Below are 14,254 nucleotides of genomic sequence, written 5' to 3'. Positions count from 1 at the left end.
CCGCCGGGGAGAGTAAAAAAACATCCGGCGTATGCGCTTTACTTCACCAGCTCTTTTAAGAATCCGTAGAAACGACGGGCCAGTTTCTTGCGGTCCCCTTCCCGGTCAATATATTCGCGTCCCCGCTTCCGGATGGCTTCCCTCTCTTCAGGAGACAGGGAACGCACTTTTTCAATGGCCTCAGCCAACCCTTCCGGGTTTTCCGCTCCCGCAAAGAAACCGACTTGATTCTTTTCCACAATCTCCCGGACTTCCCCGTCAACGGTAGTGACGATCGGCAGGCCGATGAATGTGTAGTCAAACAATTTGTTGGGCCGGGCGCCACGGAAAACCTCGTTGTCAGCCAAAGAAATGATTCCGCAGTCAGCCGCCTGGGTATAGTCAAAGATCTCCGATTTGGGCACCGGGTCCAACAAATGAACGTTATCCAAGCCTTCTTCTTCTTTTAATCGAAGCAATTTTTCCTTCTCCGGCCCGTCTCCGATCAAAACGATGGAAACCCCCGGTTTTAAATAGCGGCCTGCTTCCACCACATGTTGCAGTGCATTGGCCGGACCGTGTGCCCCGGTATAAATGGCAACAAACTCATCTTCCTTCACACCCATCCGTCTGCGGAATTCAGTCCGTTTGGACGGGTCGGGTTCCCAGGAGCCGACCACAATGCCATTGGGAATCAACCGGATTTTATCGGGATCAAACCCTTTGTCTGCGATAAATTTGCGCTGATGTTCCGTCAACACGATAATCTGGTCGGCTTTTTCATACAAAAACGATTCCATCCAAGTCAAGATCCGAACCACCCATTTATTGTTCAAACCGCCCATTTTTATCAGCGAATCCGGCCACAAATCACGCACTTCCAAAACAAACGGACAACGCTTTACTTTTGAAAGCATCCATCCGGCAAACGCCGTGAACAAATGGGGAGAAGATGCAATCAACACATCTGGCTTCTTTTTGAACAAGCCGGCCAGAAAAAAAATGGAAGCAAAACTTCCCATATTGAGAATCCGCTTGAAATCGTTGGTTTTATGCGGGAAGGACCACAGCCACTCCAGGTTCAGCCCTTTCACCGGTTCAATGTTTCGTTTTTCTTCCTCCGTGATAAATGTCCGGCGGGGGTGCACAAACTTGGACAAAAACAGAGTCACTTCCGCCCCTTCGCCATCCGCCCACTCTCTTGCCAGCTCATAGTGGCGGGTTATGCCTGCAATATTCGGTGGAACTGCATAATGATTCGCTAACCATATCCGCACGATCTTCACTTCCTTGTTTCTCACTTTTTTAATTTATGAAAAAAGGAAATCAATTCCTTTTGTAATATAAACGTCATTGTATTACAAAGTCTGAAATAAACTATCGTCAATGTAACATAATCATTCTGTGTTGGGTATCCTTTCGATTCCTTTTCGCAAAATAGTCAAGATTAAAACCGTTGATAAAAAGAGCCAGTTCCTTTTTCAGAACTGGCTTCATCCCTTCTTTATCCTATATCTTTGCCCAACTGTTCCAAAATTTTCTCCGCCGCATGTCCGTCTCCGAAAACCGGTTCCACCTGGTCAAAGTCCACTTCGAATTGTTCAACGGCTTCCAAAATCTTGCGGGAGTCCGCACCAACCAATCGATTGGCTCCCAGTTCAACGGTCTCGGTCCATTCCGTCTCATCGCGCATGGTAATGCAGGGAACCCTTGCAAACATGGCTTCTTTTTGGACGCCTCCCGAATCGGTTAAAATTTTCTTCGCATTGACTTCCAGCTGCAACATATCCAGATAGCCGACAGGTTCAATGCATTGGACGCGGTCGTTTTGAATGGCAAAACCATACTCTTTCAGTTTTCCGCGCGTTCTCGGGTGAAGCGGGAGAACCGCCGGCACCGGCAATTCATTGATCGCTTTTACAATTTCATGCAACCTTTTGGGATCATCCGTGTTTTCCGCCCGGTGCAAAGTGATCAAAATATAGCTTCCGGGTTCCAATCCGAGTTTTTCGAGCGCACCGGCTTTTTCCTCCGCCAGACGGCGGTTGTAAAGCACGGCATCCAACATCACATCGCCGATCAAATGGACACCTTCGGTGATCCCTTCCGTTTTCAAATGGTTGACCGCCGTTTTCGTGGGACAAAACAACCATTTGGAAACATGGTCGGTCAATACCCGGTTAACCTCTTCCGGCATCCGTTTGTTAAAACTTCTCAGCCCTGCTTCCACATGAGCAACCGGAATATGAAGCTTGGCAGCCGCCAGCGCCCCGGCCAGGGTGGAATTGGTGTCTCCGTAAACCAAAACGCAATCCGGCTTTTCAGACAAAAGGACTTCCTCGATTTTGTCCAGCATTTCACCAGTCTGCCGGCCATGCGATTTGGAACCGACATGCAAATGGTATTCGGGCACGGGAATATGTAATTCATCAAAAAATACATCCGACATGGACTGATCATAATGCTGACCGGTATGTACAAGAATTTCTTCGGCATGACGACGAATCACACGGGAAACCGGTGCTGCTTTGATAAATTGCGGTCTTGCTCCAACCACTGTCAAGACTTTCATTGGATAAACCCCCTGCGTGCTCTGAAATTTGGGAGATCCCATGGAATATGAAGTTATCATATCACAGCATGGTCCAAGTTCAATCTTCTTTTATAAAAACATCATAAAAGCAACAATCCCCCCAAGCAAGGGGGGATGATTTCGCAGTTTGGATTTTTATTCGGGTTCAATCAAGCCGACCTTTCCATCTTTTCGGCGATAGATCACATTTATTTCATCCGTGACTGCATTGGTATAGACGAAGAAATTGTGTCCCAACAGCTCCATTTGCAAAATCGCTTCTTCGGTGTCCATCGGTTTCAACTGAAACCTTTTCACCCGGACGATTTCATCGTCTCCTTCTTCTTCATCGGTCAATGCGGTCATGGTGGTTCCCTTTTCTAAAGCGTTTTCTTTTAACATGTTACGAAAGCCTGACTCGCGGCGGGAACGCCGGTTGATTTTGGTTTTGTATTTCCGGATCTGTCTTTCCAGTTTTTCCATTACCAGATCCACAGAGGCATACATATCTTCACTCAGTTCTTCGGCCCGGACCAAAAGTCCCGGAAACGGGATCGTCACTTCGACTTTGTGCATATCTTTTAAAACATTCAGGGAAACTTGTGCCTCGATTTCAGCGGAATGATCAAAGTACCTTTCCAACTTGCTCAACTTACGTTCGATAAAGTCTCTCAAAGCGTCTGTAACTTGTAAGTTGTGACCGCGAACGATACATTTCATGGGGAAATCCTCCTTCCGCTTTGTACTTTATCTATTCCCTGATTTTTAAAAAATTCCTCCAGTATTTGTTACAATTAATATAAGGTAAATATTGGATGTTTTTAATTTTCGAAAAGATCCGGCCGCATGCCACAGAAAACACAAAAGCTCCCCGGAGGAAACCTCGAGGGAGCTTTATTTTCGATTTTATAAAACGTTAACCTAATTTAACAACGTTCGCAGCCTGTGGTCCACGCGAACCCTCCACGATTTCAAATTCAACCAATTGACCTTCTTCCAATGTTTTAAATCCTTCCATTTCAATCGCGGAATAATGGACAAACACATCGTCCCCGCCTTCACGCTCGATGAAGCCGTAACCTTTCTCCGCGTTGAACCACTTGACTTTGCCTTGCATGAAAAATACATTCCCTTCTTCAATCAGATTGCACAAGACATACATCTTACGCCATTTAACTATATCATTTGTCTAAAAATACTGTCAAGAAGACCCTTTTTGAATCATAAAACCTTGCTGAGAAAATTTTTTAATCTTTCGTGCCGGGGATGAAAAAAGATCTCTTCCGGACTGCCCGTCTCCAAGACTCTTCCTTCGTCCATAAAGACGATGCGGTCGCTGACTTCACGGGCAAATCCCATCTCATGGGTGACGACGACCATCGTCATCCCTTCACGGGCCAAGCCTTTCATCACTTCCAAAACTTCTTTCACCATTTCCGGATCCAAGGCGGAAGTGGGTTCATCAAACAACATGACTTTGGGCTCCATGGCCAATGCCCGGGCAATGGCAACCCGTTGTTTTTGCCCTCCTGACAGTTCACCGGGGTAACTCCCCGCTTTTTCCTTTAATCCGACTTTGTCCAATAACGCATAAGCTTTCGGCTCGATTTCTTCTTTTTTCATCTTCCGGACACGAATCGGAGCCAAAGTGATGTTTTCCAACACACTCAGGTGAGGAAACAGCTCAAAATGCTGAAACACCATCCCCACTTCAGCCCTCACCCGGTTCACATCGGTACCGGGATGCGTCAAATCTTGTCCGTTTACAATCAACTTGCCTGAAGTAATGGTTTCAAGCCGGTTCAAACAGCGCAACAACGTGCTTTTGCCTGATCCGCTCGGACCAATGACACAAACAAGTTCTTTTTCATTTATCTCCAAATCAATCTCTTTTAATACATGATACTGACCATAAAATTTATCCAGTTTTTCTGTCCGGATCATCCTGTCATCATCCCTTATCCGTTGAAGTCCGTCAGGCATCACATGCATGCCTTTGAAACGGCGCAAACGAACCGATCATAAATTTTTTTGTGCCACGGACTAACGTTTGCTTGTCCGAAACCGTTTTTCCAAATAAGAAACCCATTGCGTCAAAAGCGTTGTCAACACGAGGTACACCAATCCGGCCGTGATGTAAGGGGTCCAACGGACAAATGTGTTTTTGGCCGTCACGAATGCCGCATACGTAATATCATTGACGGCAATCACGGTCACCAAGGAGGTGTCTTTTAAAAGGGTGATCATTTCATTTCCGAGCGGCGGCAACATATTTTTAAACGCCTGAGGCAACACCACAAACCGCATCGCTTGTGGATAAGTCATGCCCAGCGAACGGGCCGCCTCCAACTGCCCTTTATCCACAGACTGAATGCCGCCGCGAAAAATCTCCGCAATATAAGCTCCGGCATTCATGGAAAAAGCAACGAATCCGGAAATGACGGCTTCGGGCGGATCCATGAAAAACATTTCCGCCAACGTGGGCAAAACGGCAAAATGGAAAAACAAAATCTGCAAAAAAAGCGGGGTTCCGCGAAACAGATGGACATAAACCCTGGCAGGAATCTTGAGCCATTTCTTCGTGGAAATCAACATCATCCCCAGCAATACCCCGATCACCAATCCAATGGCCACCGCCACCGTGGTTAATTCGATGGTCGTGATCAACCCCTGGATAAATAAATCTTTATATTCTATGACAACCGACCAATCCCAATCCATCATTTATCCACAATCTCCTTCTCCCTGTCCACAGTTATTCACATAGTTATCCACATTATCCACAAAATTAAAAACAGGCTCTTTTCACAACTTACCCACAAGTTATCCACAGATTTATTTCACTTATCCCCAAAATATTTGGCATAAATTTTGTCATAAGTTCCGTTTTGTTTAATCTTTTTCAGCCCGGCATTCAACTGGTTCAACAATTCCCGGTTTCCTTTTTTCACAATCATCCCGTAAGATTCCGACGGCATCGACGGATCTTGAACCGTTTTGAATTGACTTTTTCCCAGCTTTTTGAGATATTCCGCATTCACCGCTTCATCCACCACCACCGCATCAATGCGGCCGAGCTTCAAATCTTCCACCGCTGAAGAAATCACGTCATACCGTTTCAATCCCGGATAAGTGTTTCCAAATGCTTTTTGCACCACTTGTTCCCCGGTTGTGGACGATTGCACCCCGATCTTTTTCCCTTCTAAGTCTTTCAATGTTTTGACCTGGGAAGCCGACGGAACCAAAATCACTTGTTTCGCTTCAAAGTAAGGTTCCGTAAAATCATAAATCTTTTGGCGCTCCTTTGTGATGGTGATTGCAGAGATCCCTGCATCCAACCGGCCTCTTGCCACACCGTTTAACATGACATCCCAGCCGACATGTTGAAAGTCCAGTGAAAGGTTTTCCGCTTCGGCCACAGCCGACAAAATTTCAGCATCAAAACCGGTGATCTTCCCGTTCCCTTCCAACTTTTCAAACGGAGGAAATTCAGCATTGGTTCCCACTTTGATGTCATTTTCTTTTTCAGCCGGACTGCCGCAACCGGCCAATAGAAACAAAGAAGAAACCAAAGAAAGTATAATCATGCAAAAGCGCATTTTTCCCACACCCCTTCCCAAACCCTTTATCCGCTAAAAACGTATAAAATTTAATCATTTCCTTTGAAAAGATTCGATTTAATTATACATATTTATGTATATTTATTCAACACTGGCATGAATGCAAATTCAGGAAGGCGGAAATAAAAAAATCACCCGGGGCTCAGCGCCTCAGGTGATTCCGTAGGGACGAATTACTGATTGATCAGTTCTTTCAATTGTTTTCCGGGTTTAAAAGCCGGGGCTTTTCTTGCTTCGATAAACATTTCTTCTCCGGTTTGCGGGTTTCTTCCTTTGCGTGCCGCATATTCACGGACTTCAAAGTTTCCAAATCCGATCAGTGTGACTTTATCTCCGTTTTTCAATGCTTCCGAAATGGTTTGCAAAACGCTGTCGACGATCATTCCTGCCTCTTTCTTCGTTTTGCCCGTTTTTTCAGCTACTTTTTCCACTAATTCCGTTTTGTTCATTTTTCAACGCTCCTTCATGATTACTTGATTTACATTGCTATCTACAAGAGTTGACCACTTTTTTCTATTCTAATACTTTATCTGGCAAATGTAACAGAGAAAACTTCTTGAAATCCCGCATTCCGCAAAACTTTTGCACATTCTCTGACCGTGGCGCCGGTGGTGTAAACATCATCCACGATCAATACCGACCGTTTCCGGCCCTTTTGCGCTTGCCTTTGATCCGCCAACTGAAAAACGCCATTTATGGAATGAAGCCGCTCACGGCGAGTACGCCTGCTTTGCGGAGTGGTTTCCTTTACTCGTTTCAATAAAGGATGTACCGGGATCCACAATTTTTTCCCGATGGTCAAAGCCAATCGTTCCGCTTGATTAAAGCCTCGCTGTTTTTGCCTTTCGCCATGCATCGGAACATAAGTGATCACCGAAACGGCTTTTCTCCCGTAGTGTTCCCGGATCACTTCCGCCATCCACTTTCCCATCGGCACCGCCAAGCTTTCCTTGCCGCCATATTTGAATGTCCACATCCATTCCCGGACCAAAGGGGAATAGGAAACAGCGCTGCGATTTACGACCCGTTCACCGGGGGGTATTCGCAGACAATCTTCGCAAATCTTTCTGTTGAATACCCCGGGGCTCATGCAAATGGAACAATACGGCTTTTGAAGCACTTCCGCTTGCTCCAGACAAACCGGGCAGATATGATCCGATACAGATACGGGGAGTGCCCTTTGCACAGGAGACGAGCAAAACCAGCAAGTACGAAAAGCCGGAAACAAAGATGACCACCACTTCACCTCTGATTATACGCTCCTTTTTCAGCAAAATCCTTCTTTTTCAGCAAAATGATTCAGCCACTTTATTTTTTTCAATGCTTGTTTCTGTGCCATGGTTTTTTCCTCTGACAAAAACCAAACCACTCCCTTTTGGTACCCGGCATTTCTCCCGACGCGGCCGGCGATTTGCACGAGGGTTGCTTCGTCAAAAACCGGATGATCTCCTCCCATGACGAGCACATGGCAACGCGGAACGGTCACGCCCCGTTCCAAAATGGTGGTGGTCACCAAAACGATCCACTTTCCTTCGCGGAATTCCCGGATCTTTTGCTCACGAAAAGGATCGCGGGCATGAACGCCCCCGGCTCTGGCAAAACAGGAAGGGGCATTTTTCTTTAACCATAAAAGCACCAAGCGGACATCCCGAACCCTGGGCACAAAAATGAGAGCTTGTCCCCGGCATTCATCCAGTTGTTGCAAAAAACGGGTCAAGACGGCAACCGGTTTCCCTTTGCTGATTTTCGTCCATAACCGGCTCTCCAGAAACAGCTTTGGAAGCGGAAGTGGACATCCATGATACCGGGCCGGCAACATCACAGCGGCCAGACGACCTCTTTTGACGGAGTCCTGCCAATAAACCGGCGGTGTTGCGGTTAACAAGACTTGTTGCCCATCCGGGGCCATCGCCCGGTGCAATCCGCTTTCCAACGCAGGATCGCCATCAAGTGGAAAAGCATCCACCTCATCAATGATCATCAAATCAAACGCATGATGATACCGCCACATTTGATGGCAAGTGGCCAGCACAAGCGGGGAAGAAAGCCACCGGTGCGGGGATCCCCCGTACAAAGCAACCGTTGCCGGGAAAAATTCCCGCATCCGGGGGTACAACTCCAACACGACATCTTTGCGCGGCGTCGCCCATAATATCCTTTTCCCGCGATCCAGCCATTTTTGAATCACCGGAAACATGATTTCGGTCTTTCCGGCTCCGGTGACAGCCCAGACCAATACCTTTTTTTCCTGATTCTCAAGAAGGGTTTCGATCCGGGAAGAAGCCCGTTGCTGGTTCAAGGTCAAAGAAAACGCCGGATCCTTGCATGCGGGTTTTGCCGGTTGATTTGCCTCCGGTTCAAACAAGAAAAAAGGGGTGCAAGCACGGCTGCGCCCCATCAAAAGGCAATGTTCACAAACCGCACACTCGCCGCCGCATGACGAACAGACCGTCGCTTTGATTTCCTCCCCCTGATGACGGCATCGTTCACAACGCCATCTGCGTACCGAACCCAGCTTGATCACGCCCGGTTTCAATTGACATTTTTGTTCCAGGATCAGGATTTGCAAGGCTCTTTTTATCGTTTTCAAATCCATGCCCGACATATGTTTCTCCACCAGGTTTTGGACTTCCTGCCACAACAACGCTCTCCCGGCAAGAACCGGAAAGAGCCGGTCCGCTTGATCCATCCATGCCGGAAGTTCATGGCCAACAGGCATGGTAACGGGTTCCGGTGATTTTTCTTTCCTTCCCCGGGCCAAGGACCAGGCTTCCCGGATCGAACGGGTCCAATGCACCTCCGCCAATGTCTTCCCCCGCTTCTTCCAATACCAGAAATCCACTTCCACTGCCAGGCTGAACCGCCCCTGTTTTTCCCCTTCCAGACGATAAAAATAAATTTCCAACTCCATCACTTCCCAAAAATGAATCAGGCCGGATCAAGGCCTGATCAAATCAAGCGGATCCTTTTTCAGATTTATCCGACGAATCCACCTCTCTCAAGTCCATCACAATCAGTTTTCCGCTGTTTTTCTCTTGGGATTGAAGCCAGCGATAAACCGCTTCATCTTCATCGAAACCGGTATGAAGCCGAATCACTTCCAATGTGGGAAAACGTTGTTTCAACCGGTTTAAAATGAACAGGGTGTCATCCTTGGAACCGGCATCCAGGCAAGTGATTTGCCCCGGCTTTCCCTGTGAACCGTTCCATGCATAATAAGAACGGATCATCCACTCGACTTCGTGTTGGCTGTTTTTTGTAATGATCACCAGATGAACGGCTTTGTTATGGTAATAGTTGCCCAAATAGCGGGAAAGACCCTTTACCAGGAAATAGAGGGCAATGTACAAAAAAACGCTCCACAAAATCCACTCTCCCATACAAAACGCCCCTCCTCAAAAAGCATCGTATGGCAAAAAGGCAGGGACTGTGACCATTGCCGGGATATTCGTCATATCAATTGAACCCATCCGTATCTCATCGCCATCAACACCGCTTGCGTCCGATCCTGTACATTCAATTTATACAAAATATTACTCACATGGTTTTTTACCGTCTTTTCGCTGATGTACAGATGCTCACTGATCGTCCGGTTATTTTTTCCCTGTGCCAATAGTCTTAAAACTTCCATTTCCCTTTCGGTCAAAACTTCTCTCCAAGAGACCTTGGGGACGGTCATGTAATGATAATAAATCGCCCCTTCCATACGGCTCAATCTGCGAAATTCATTGACCAGACTTCCCATCATGACGGGATGGATATAGACGCCTCCGTGGGCAATGACACGGATCGCATCGACCATCGTCCGGATTTCGGTATCTTTCAACAGGAAACCGGACGCTCCGGAACGAATCGTTTCCAACACATAGGGATCGGCGTGATCGGATAAAATCATAATTTTTGTCTGCGGGCTCATTTTCCAAAGCCGGTAGGTGACCTCCACTCCGTCCACCCGCGGCAAATATAAATTCATGACGACAACATGCGGGTTCAATGTTCCACAGGCCAAAGGAACCTCGTTCCCTTCGGATGTTTCGCCAACGAGCAGCATATCGCTTTCCCGCTTTAAGGCCTCTTTAAGCCGGTCACGAAATCGGGTGTCCTGATCGGCAATCATGATCCGGATCGGAGAAGGATGTTGTGAAATTTCCGTATTTTCTTCTACTTCAGCCCGCTGTTTCTCCAAGGAAATCGCCTCTTTCTCGCAATATTGCCTCTATTTAAATTTTACCATGAATAAAATCAAGATGAAATAAGATGTCCATCATTTAAAGACAATCCTTCACTTCAAAAGAGAACGCACATCTTTTTCATCACCGGCCGAACGTTTCCTTGTATGCCGGAACCAAACAGCCAAAGCGGCCGGTTTTTTAAAATCCATAAAGAAAAGAGTTTGCGCCTGACGGTCACAAACTCTTTTCCATTCTTTATCATAATCCGGCTTCTTTCTTCAACACATCCGCCAGGTCGGTGCGCTCCCAAGGCAAGTCGACATCGTTCCGCCCGAAATGGCCGTATGCAGCTGTCTGCCGGTAAATCGGGCGACGCAAATCAAGCTGCCGGATAATGCCGGCCGGGCGCAGGTCGAAATGTTTTTCCACCAGTTTCACCAGCGTTTCTTCATCCACTTTTCCCGTGCCGAAGGTGTCCACACGAATGGAAACCGGACGGGCCACCCCGATGGCATAAGCCAGCTGTACTTCACATTTGTCGGCGAGTCCGGCGGCAACGATGTTTTTCGCCACGTAACGTGCTGCATAAGCTCCGGAACGGTCCACTTTTGTCGGGTCTTTACCGGAAAATGCCCCGCCGCCGTGCCGGGCATATCCGCCGTAAGTATCCACGATAATCTTCCGTCCCGTCAGGCCGGCGTCCCCTTGCGGACCCCCGATGACAAAACGACCGGTCGGATTGATGAAGGTTTTGGTTCGCTCATCAAACATTTCACCCGGAACAACCGGAAGAATCACATGTTCCATCAGATCTTTCTTAATCTGTTCCAATGAAACATGATCCGCATGTTGTGTGGATACAACAATGGTATCGATCCAGACCGGTTTATCATCCTCATACTCAATCGTCACTTGCGTTTTTCCATCCGGACGAAGGTATGGAAGCGTGCCATCCACCCGGACTTCATGCAAGCGACTCGCCAGTTTGTGTGCCAGCGAAATGGGCAGCGGCATCAATTCTTCCGTTTCATTGCAGGCAAACCCGAACATGATCCCTTGGTCGCCGGCCCCAATGGCTTCAATTTCTTCCTCGGTCATGGAACCTTCCCGTTTTTCAAGGGCGACATCGACACCCATGGCAATATCGGGCGACTGCTCGTCAATGGAGGTGAGCACAGCGCATGTTTCGGAATCGAAACCGTATTTTGCCCGGGTATAGCCGATATCTTTGATCGTTTGGCGAACAATTTTGGGAATATCGACATAGCAAGAAGTTGTAATCTCACCACTGACCAACACCAAACCGGTTGTCACTGAAGTTTCGCAAGCAACCCGCGCATTAGGATCTTTTTCCAAAATGGCATCCAAAATGGCATCGGAAATCTGATCGCAAATTTTGTCCGGGTGACCTACCGTGACGGATTCAGAGGTGAAAAGGCTGCGTTTTGTTGCTGACATTCATTCTCCCCCTATCTACCCTGAAACTGCAAACAGAAAAAGCCCTTCCTTCGAGGAAAGGCTTTATTGTTTCGTAATCCTCGATACCCAGATACATAAAACCCCTATTTTTATTTAACATTAGAATAACCTAATCATTCGTGAATTACAACCGTATTCTTTTCTTCCACATTTTGACGCATACGCTTGTCACTTTGGTTCAAAAGAAACGATTAAATGATACGGATCCTCAATCAAATTTCCTGCATAGTCCGTCACGCGAAAATAAAACGGCCCCGGTTTCACATCCAGTGACAAAGTTTCGGTTCTTCCTTCCCTCTCTTCATCTTGTCGCATCTTATCCCAATCATCCTGCCGGATTTTAAAGATCACCGGATCAAAACGCGGGGTCAGGGGTTGAACTTGCACCACCAGCCTTCCTTCTTTCGGAATCAACAATTGGTACCAGTCGGCATCGCCGGGACGGGAAATGGTTGCAGAAAATGTGTTTTTGGTTTCCGAAAGAGGCAGCAAAGCGGCTTGGGACAACAAATCATTCGCTTCATACTCATCCTCTTCCGGCAAATAAGCGGCATGAAACCGCAAGGCAACCTCTTGTTTGGATGCTTGGGACACCGACCATTTCAACAAGATCTTCCCTTGGGAGACCGGCGTGATGATCCGTTGTTTGCCTGATTGGGCCAAAAGGGAACGGGAACGGGTTTGACCGGTCGTTGACTGGATAATTGACAAAATAACATCCTCCCCCGGGCCATCGAGCACTTCTACATCAATTTGCAGCCGGCCGGCCTTGTTTAAATCCAAGACATACCAATCCGGATCCCCTTTTTGCAGAACCAGACGGATTTCTTGGGAAAGAAAAAAAGGCGTTGCTGTTTGTTCACTGTCATTTGGTTCGCCAATATCGGGGTCAAGCGGGGACCGAAGCGCACGATCCGCATCCAACATCCCAAACCCGGTTTTTTCATTCCAATGCGGCGAAGAAGAAGCCGTTTGCCGGAGCAACATGCGGATGTCCCCGGGCGTGTAATCGGGACGAAGCTGCCAGACCAAAGCCGCCACTCCGGCAACTTGCGGTGTGGAAAAGGATGTTCCCGAATCAAAAGCATAATCCTGTCCATTGGACGTGGTATATATCATGTCACCGGGCGCCACGATATCCAAACCCAAACCGGTATTGGAAAAGGGCTCATGTTTCCCTTGAAAATCCGTGGCACCCACGGACAAAACCGAAGGGAATGCCGCCGGATAATACAAAGGTTGACTGAACAAAAGCTCCCCTTTTTCATCGAATTCCGCATTCCCCGCCGCCGCAACCACCAGCACGCCCCGGCTTTCGGCTTCCTCCACTGCGTCCTCCATCAACTTGGAATAAGTCCAACTCCCTTGTGACAATACAATGATGTCAGCACCTCTTTGGATGGCTTCGCGGATTCCTTCCACAGTGTAGAAAATTTCACCATCCCCGTCGTTTTCCATCACTTTGACCGGCATGATCCTGCCCTTTCCAACCGGCTTCCCCTCTCTGGCCCCCCAAGTGGAAGCAATAACCCCGGCCACTTTGGTTCCGTGCCCGAAATGATCCTGCGGGGGAAGATCGGGATTTTTCACGTTCACCCCTTCGGTCAGAAAAGGTTTGAGTACCGGATGGGACAAATCGACTCCGGTATCCACCACCGCCACCGTCACCGGCTTTATTTTGTCGGGATCCGCCTTTTTCCGGAAATAATCCCAAGCCTTCGGGATACGGATTTGTTGCAAATAATAATTTTTGCCAAACGCCACCCGGGGACGTCTCCGGTTTTTTTCTTTCCCCAGTTCATACCGGATATCGGGACCGATGAATTCGATTCCCGGATCTTCTTTCCACGTTTCAACCCACCGTTCTTCATCCGTTCCCGGTTTGGTCTGCACCAAATATAAACCTTCTCCCCCTTCTTCCAAAAGCTCTGCTTCCATCCAGAAAGAAGAAGGGGCCGGCTGACGCCACTTCACCACCCACTTGCGGCTTGCAAGCAGCGATCCGGGGGTGGACATCATCGGTAAGGTTACAGCTGAAAGCAACAAAATAAACACAAAAAACAGGAAAAACAGCCCCACGGCCCTCTTTCGATTTATCATGTCAATCACCAAAAGTACGATTATTTTCAAAAAACATAAAGCTGGATTGTAGATTCATACGAATTTATTATATAAAATAAATAATTGTAGATAGAATCTTTCTTTTTCTTTATTGAAGCTTCTCTACCTTTTGCACCGCTCTTTTGAAAGAATTACAGTGTCTCAGACACGTCGGGAAAGCGGAAACAGAAGGGGACTCCTTGACACTCCACAGCTTTCCAATTTTTGAAGAAAGCTATTCCGGATTTTTCTAAAACTCCTCCATTCTGATGAAAAGGTCCGTTTCGCCGTTCCCATCGTTTCATCGTTTTCTCAAAATCGACAAATTTTTA

At 47.4% G+C, this 14,254-nt stretch carries 14 protein-coding genes; all 14 read right to left on the bottom strand.

Features of this window, described 5'->3' with window-relative positions; translation table 11 throughout:
* Positions 1 to 38 precede the first annotated feature (38 nt).
* A complete protein-coding gene (locus NYE37_RS01970) occupies positions 39 to 1,256 on the bottom strand; it encodes a glycosyltransferase family 4 protein (RefSeq protein ID WP_049720683.1) in 1,218 nt (405 codons plus the stop codon).
* Positions 1,257 to 1,483: 227 nt separating this feature from the next.
* Complete coding sequence (gene wecB / locus NYE37_RS01965; RefSeq protein ID WP_340711730.1) at positions 1,484 to 2,551, bottom strand: non-hydrolyzing UDP-N-acetylglucosamine 2-epimerase; 1,068 nt, start codon at positions 2,549 to 2,551, stop codon at positions 1,484 to 1,486.
* Between the two features lie 156 nt (positions 2,552 to 2,707).
* Positions 2,708 to 3,271, bottom strand: coding sequence for a ribosome hibernation-promoting factor, HPF/YfiA family (gene hpf / locus NYE37_RS01960; RefSeq protein WP_037997699.1), 564 nt, complete (start codon positions 3,269 to 3,271; stop codon positions 2,708 to 2,710).
* 196 nt (positions 3,272 to 3,467) lie between these two features.
* Positions 3,468 to 3,668 (bottom strand): cold shock domain-containing protein, encoded by a 201-nt coding sequence (locus tag NYE37_RS01955; RefSeq protein WP_037997728.1) that lies wholly within the window; start codon positions 3,666 to 3,668, stop codon positions 3,468 to 3,470.
* 104 nt (positions 3,669 to 3,772) lie between these two features.
* Positions 3,773 to 4,495, bottom strand: a complete 723-nt coding sequence (locus NYE37_RS01950) for an amino acid ABC transporter ATP-binding protein (protein WP_037997697.1) — start codon at positions 4,493 to 4,495, stop codon at positions 3,773 to 3,775.
* A 99-nt stretch (positions 4,496 to 4,594) separates the two neighbouring features.
* Positions 4,595 to 5,275 (bottom strand): amino acid ABC transporter permease, encoded by a 681-nt coding sequence (locus NYE37_RS01945; RefSeq protein ID WP_037997694.1) that lies wholly within the window; start codon positions 5,273 to 5,275, stop codon positions 4,595 to 4,597.
* A gap of 116 nt (positions 5,276 to 5,391) precedes the next feature.
* On the bottom strand, positions 5,392 to 6,138 hold the full coding sequence (locus NYE37_RS01940) for a basic amino acid ABC transporter substrate-binding protein (protein WP_082240780.1): 747 nt from the start codon (positions 6,136 to 6,138) through the stop codon (positions 5,392 to 5,394).
* Positions 6,139 to 6,344: 206 nt separating this feature from the next.
* The gene (locus NYE37_RS01935) at positions 6,345 to 6,620 is read right to left on the bottom strand and encodes an HU family DNA-binding protein (RefSeq protein ID WP_037997689.1); all 276 of its coding nucleotides are present in this window, start codon (positions 6,618 to 6,620) and stop codon (positions 6,345 to 6,347) included.
* A 77-nt stretch (positions 6,621 to 6,697) separates the two neighbouring features.
* Positions 6,698 to 7,417 (bottom strand): ComF family protein, encoded by a 720-nt coding sequence (locus NYE37_RS01930; RefSeq protein ID WP_131470895.1) that lies wholly within the window; start codon positions 7,415 to 7,417, stop codon positions 6,698 to 6,700.
* 21 nt (positions 7,418 to 7,438) lie between these two features.
* The gene (locus NYE37_RS01925) at positions 7,439 to 9,076 is read right to left on the bottom strand and encodes a DEAD/DEAH box helicase (RefSeq protein ID WP_049720686.1); all 1,638 of its coding nucleotides are present in this window, start codon (positions 9,074 to 9,076) and stop codon (positions 7,439 to 7,441) included.
* A 49-nt stretch (positions 9,077 to 9,125) separates the two neighbouring features.
* Positions 9,126 to 9,551 carry a hypothetical protein gene (locus NYE37_RS01920; RefSeq protein WP_049720687.1) on the bottom strand — a complete coding sequence of 142 codons (426 nt, stop codon included), beginning with the start codon at positions 9,549 to 9,551 and terminating at the stop codon, positions 9,126 to 9,128.
* Positions 9,552 to 9,622: 71 nt separating this feature from the next.
* The gene (locus tag NYE37_RS01915) at positions 9,623 to 10,357 is read right to left on the bottom strand and encodes a response regulator transcription factor (RefSeq protein WP_049720688.1); all 735 of its coding nucleotides are present in this window, start codon (positions 10,355 to 10,357) and stop codon (positions 9,623 to 9,625) included.
* A 244-nt stretch (positions 10,358 to 10,601) separates the two neighbouring features.
* Complete coding sequence (metK, locus tag NYE37_RS01910; RefSeq protein ID WP_049720689.1) at positions 10,602 to 11,801, bottom strand: methionine adenosyltransferase; 1,200 nt, start codon at positions 11,799 to 11,801, stop codon at positions 10,602 to 10,604.
* A gap of 189 nt (positions 11,802 to 11,990) precedes the next feature.
* On the bottom strand, positions 11,991 to 13,922 hold the full coding sequence (locus tag NYE37_RS01905; protein ID WP_084712953.1) for a S8 family peptidase: 1,932 nt from the start codon (positions 13,920 to 13,922) through the stop codon (positions 11,991 to 11,993).
* Positions 13,923 to 14,254: the final 332 nt, after the last annotated feature.

Source organism: Thermoactinomyces sp. FSL K6-2592 (assembly GCF_038006465.1).
In the GTDB taxonomy this organism is placed as follows: Bacteria; Bacillota; Bacilli; order Thermoactinomycetales; family Thermoactinomycetaceae; genus Thermoactinomyces; species Thermoactinomyces vulgaris.
Note: the sequence above shows the minus strand (reverse complement) of the source record. Positions and strands in the feature narration are given on the sequence as shown.

Excerpts from the sequence above, each read along its gene's own strand:
- NYE37_RS01920 (WP_049720687.1), bottom strand. The coding sequence starts at position 9,551 with ATGGGAGAGTGGATTTTGTGGAGCGTTTTTTTGTACATTGCCCTCTAT.
- NYE37_RS01950 (WP_037997697.1), bottom strand. The coding sequence starts at position 4,495 with ATGATCCGGACAGAAAAACTGGATAAATTTTATGGTCAGTATCATGTA.
- NYE37_RS01935 (WP_037997689.1), bottom strand. The coding sequence starts at position 6,620 with ATGAACAAAACGGAATTAGTGGAAAAAGTAGCTGAAAAAACGGGCAAA.
- NYE37_RS01955 (WP_037997728.1), bottom strand. The coding sequence starts at position 3,668 with ATGCAAGGCAAAGTCAAGTGGTTCAACGCGGAGAAAGGTTACGGCTTC.
- NYE37_RS01905 (WP_084712953.1), bottom strand. The coding sequence starts at position 13,922 with ATGATAAATCGAAAGAGGGCCGTGGGGCTGTTTTTCCTGTTTTTTGTG.
- wecB (WP_340711730.1), bottom strand. The coding sequence starts at position 2,551 with ATGAAAGTCTTGACAGTGGTTGGAGCAAGACCGCAATTTATCAAAGCA.
- hpf (WP_037997699.1), bottom strand. The coding sequence starts at position 3,271 with ATGAAATGTATCGTTCGCGGTCACAACTTACAAGTTACAGACGCTTTG.
- NYE37_RS01940 (WP_082240780.1), bottom strand. The coding sequence starts at position 6,138 with ATGATTATACTTTCTTTGGTTTCTTCTTTGTTTCTATTGGCCGGTTGC.
- metK (WP_049720689.1), bottom strand. The coding sequence starts at position 11,801 with ATGTCAGCAACAAAACGCAGCCTTTTCACCTCTGAATCCGTCACGGTA.
- NYE37_RS01945 (WP_037997694.1), bottom strand. The coding sequence starts at position 5,275 with ATGATGGATTGGGATTGGTCGGTTGTCATAGAATATAAAGATTTATTT.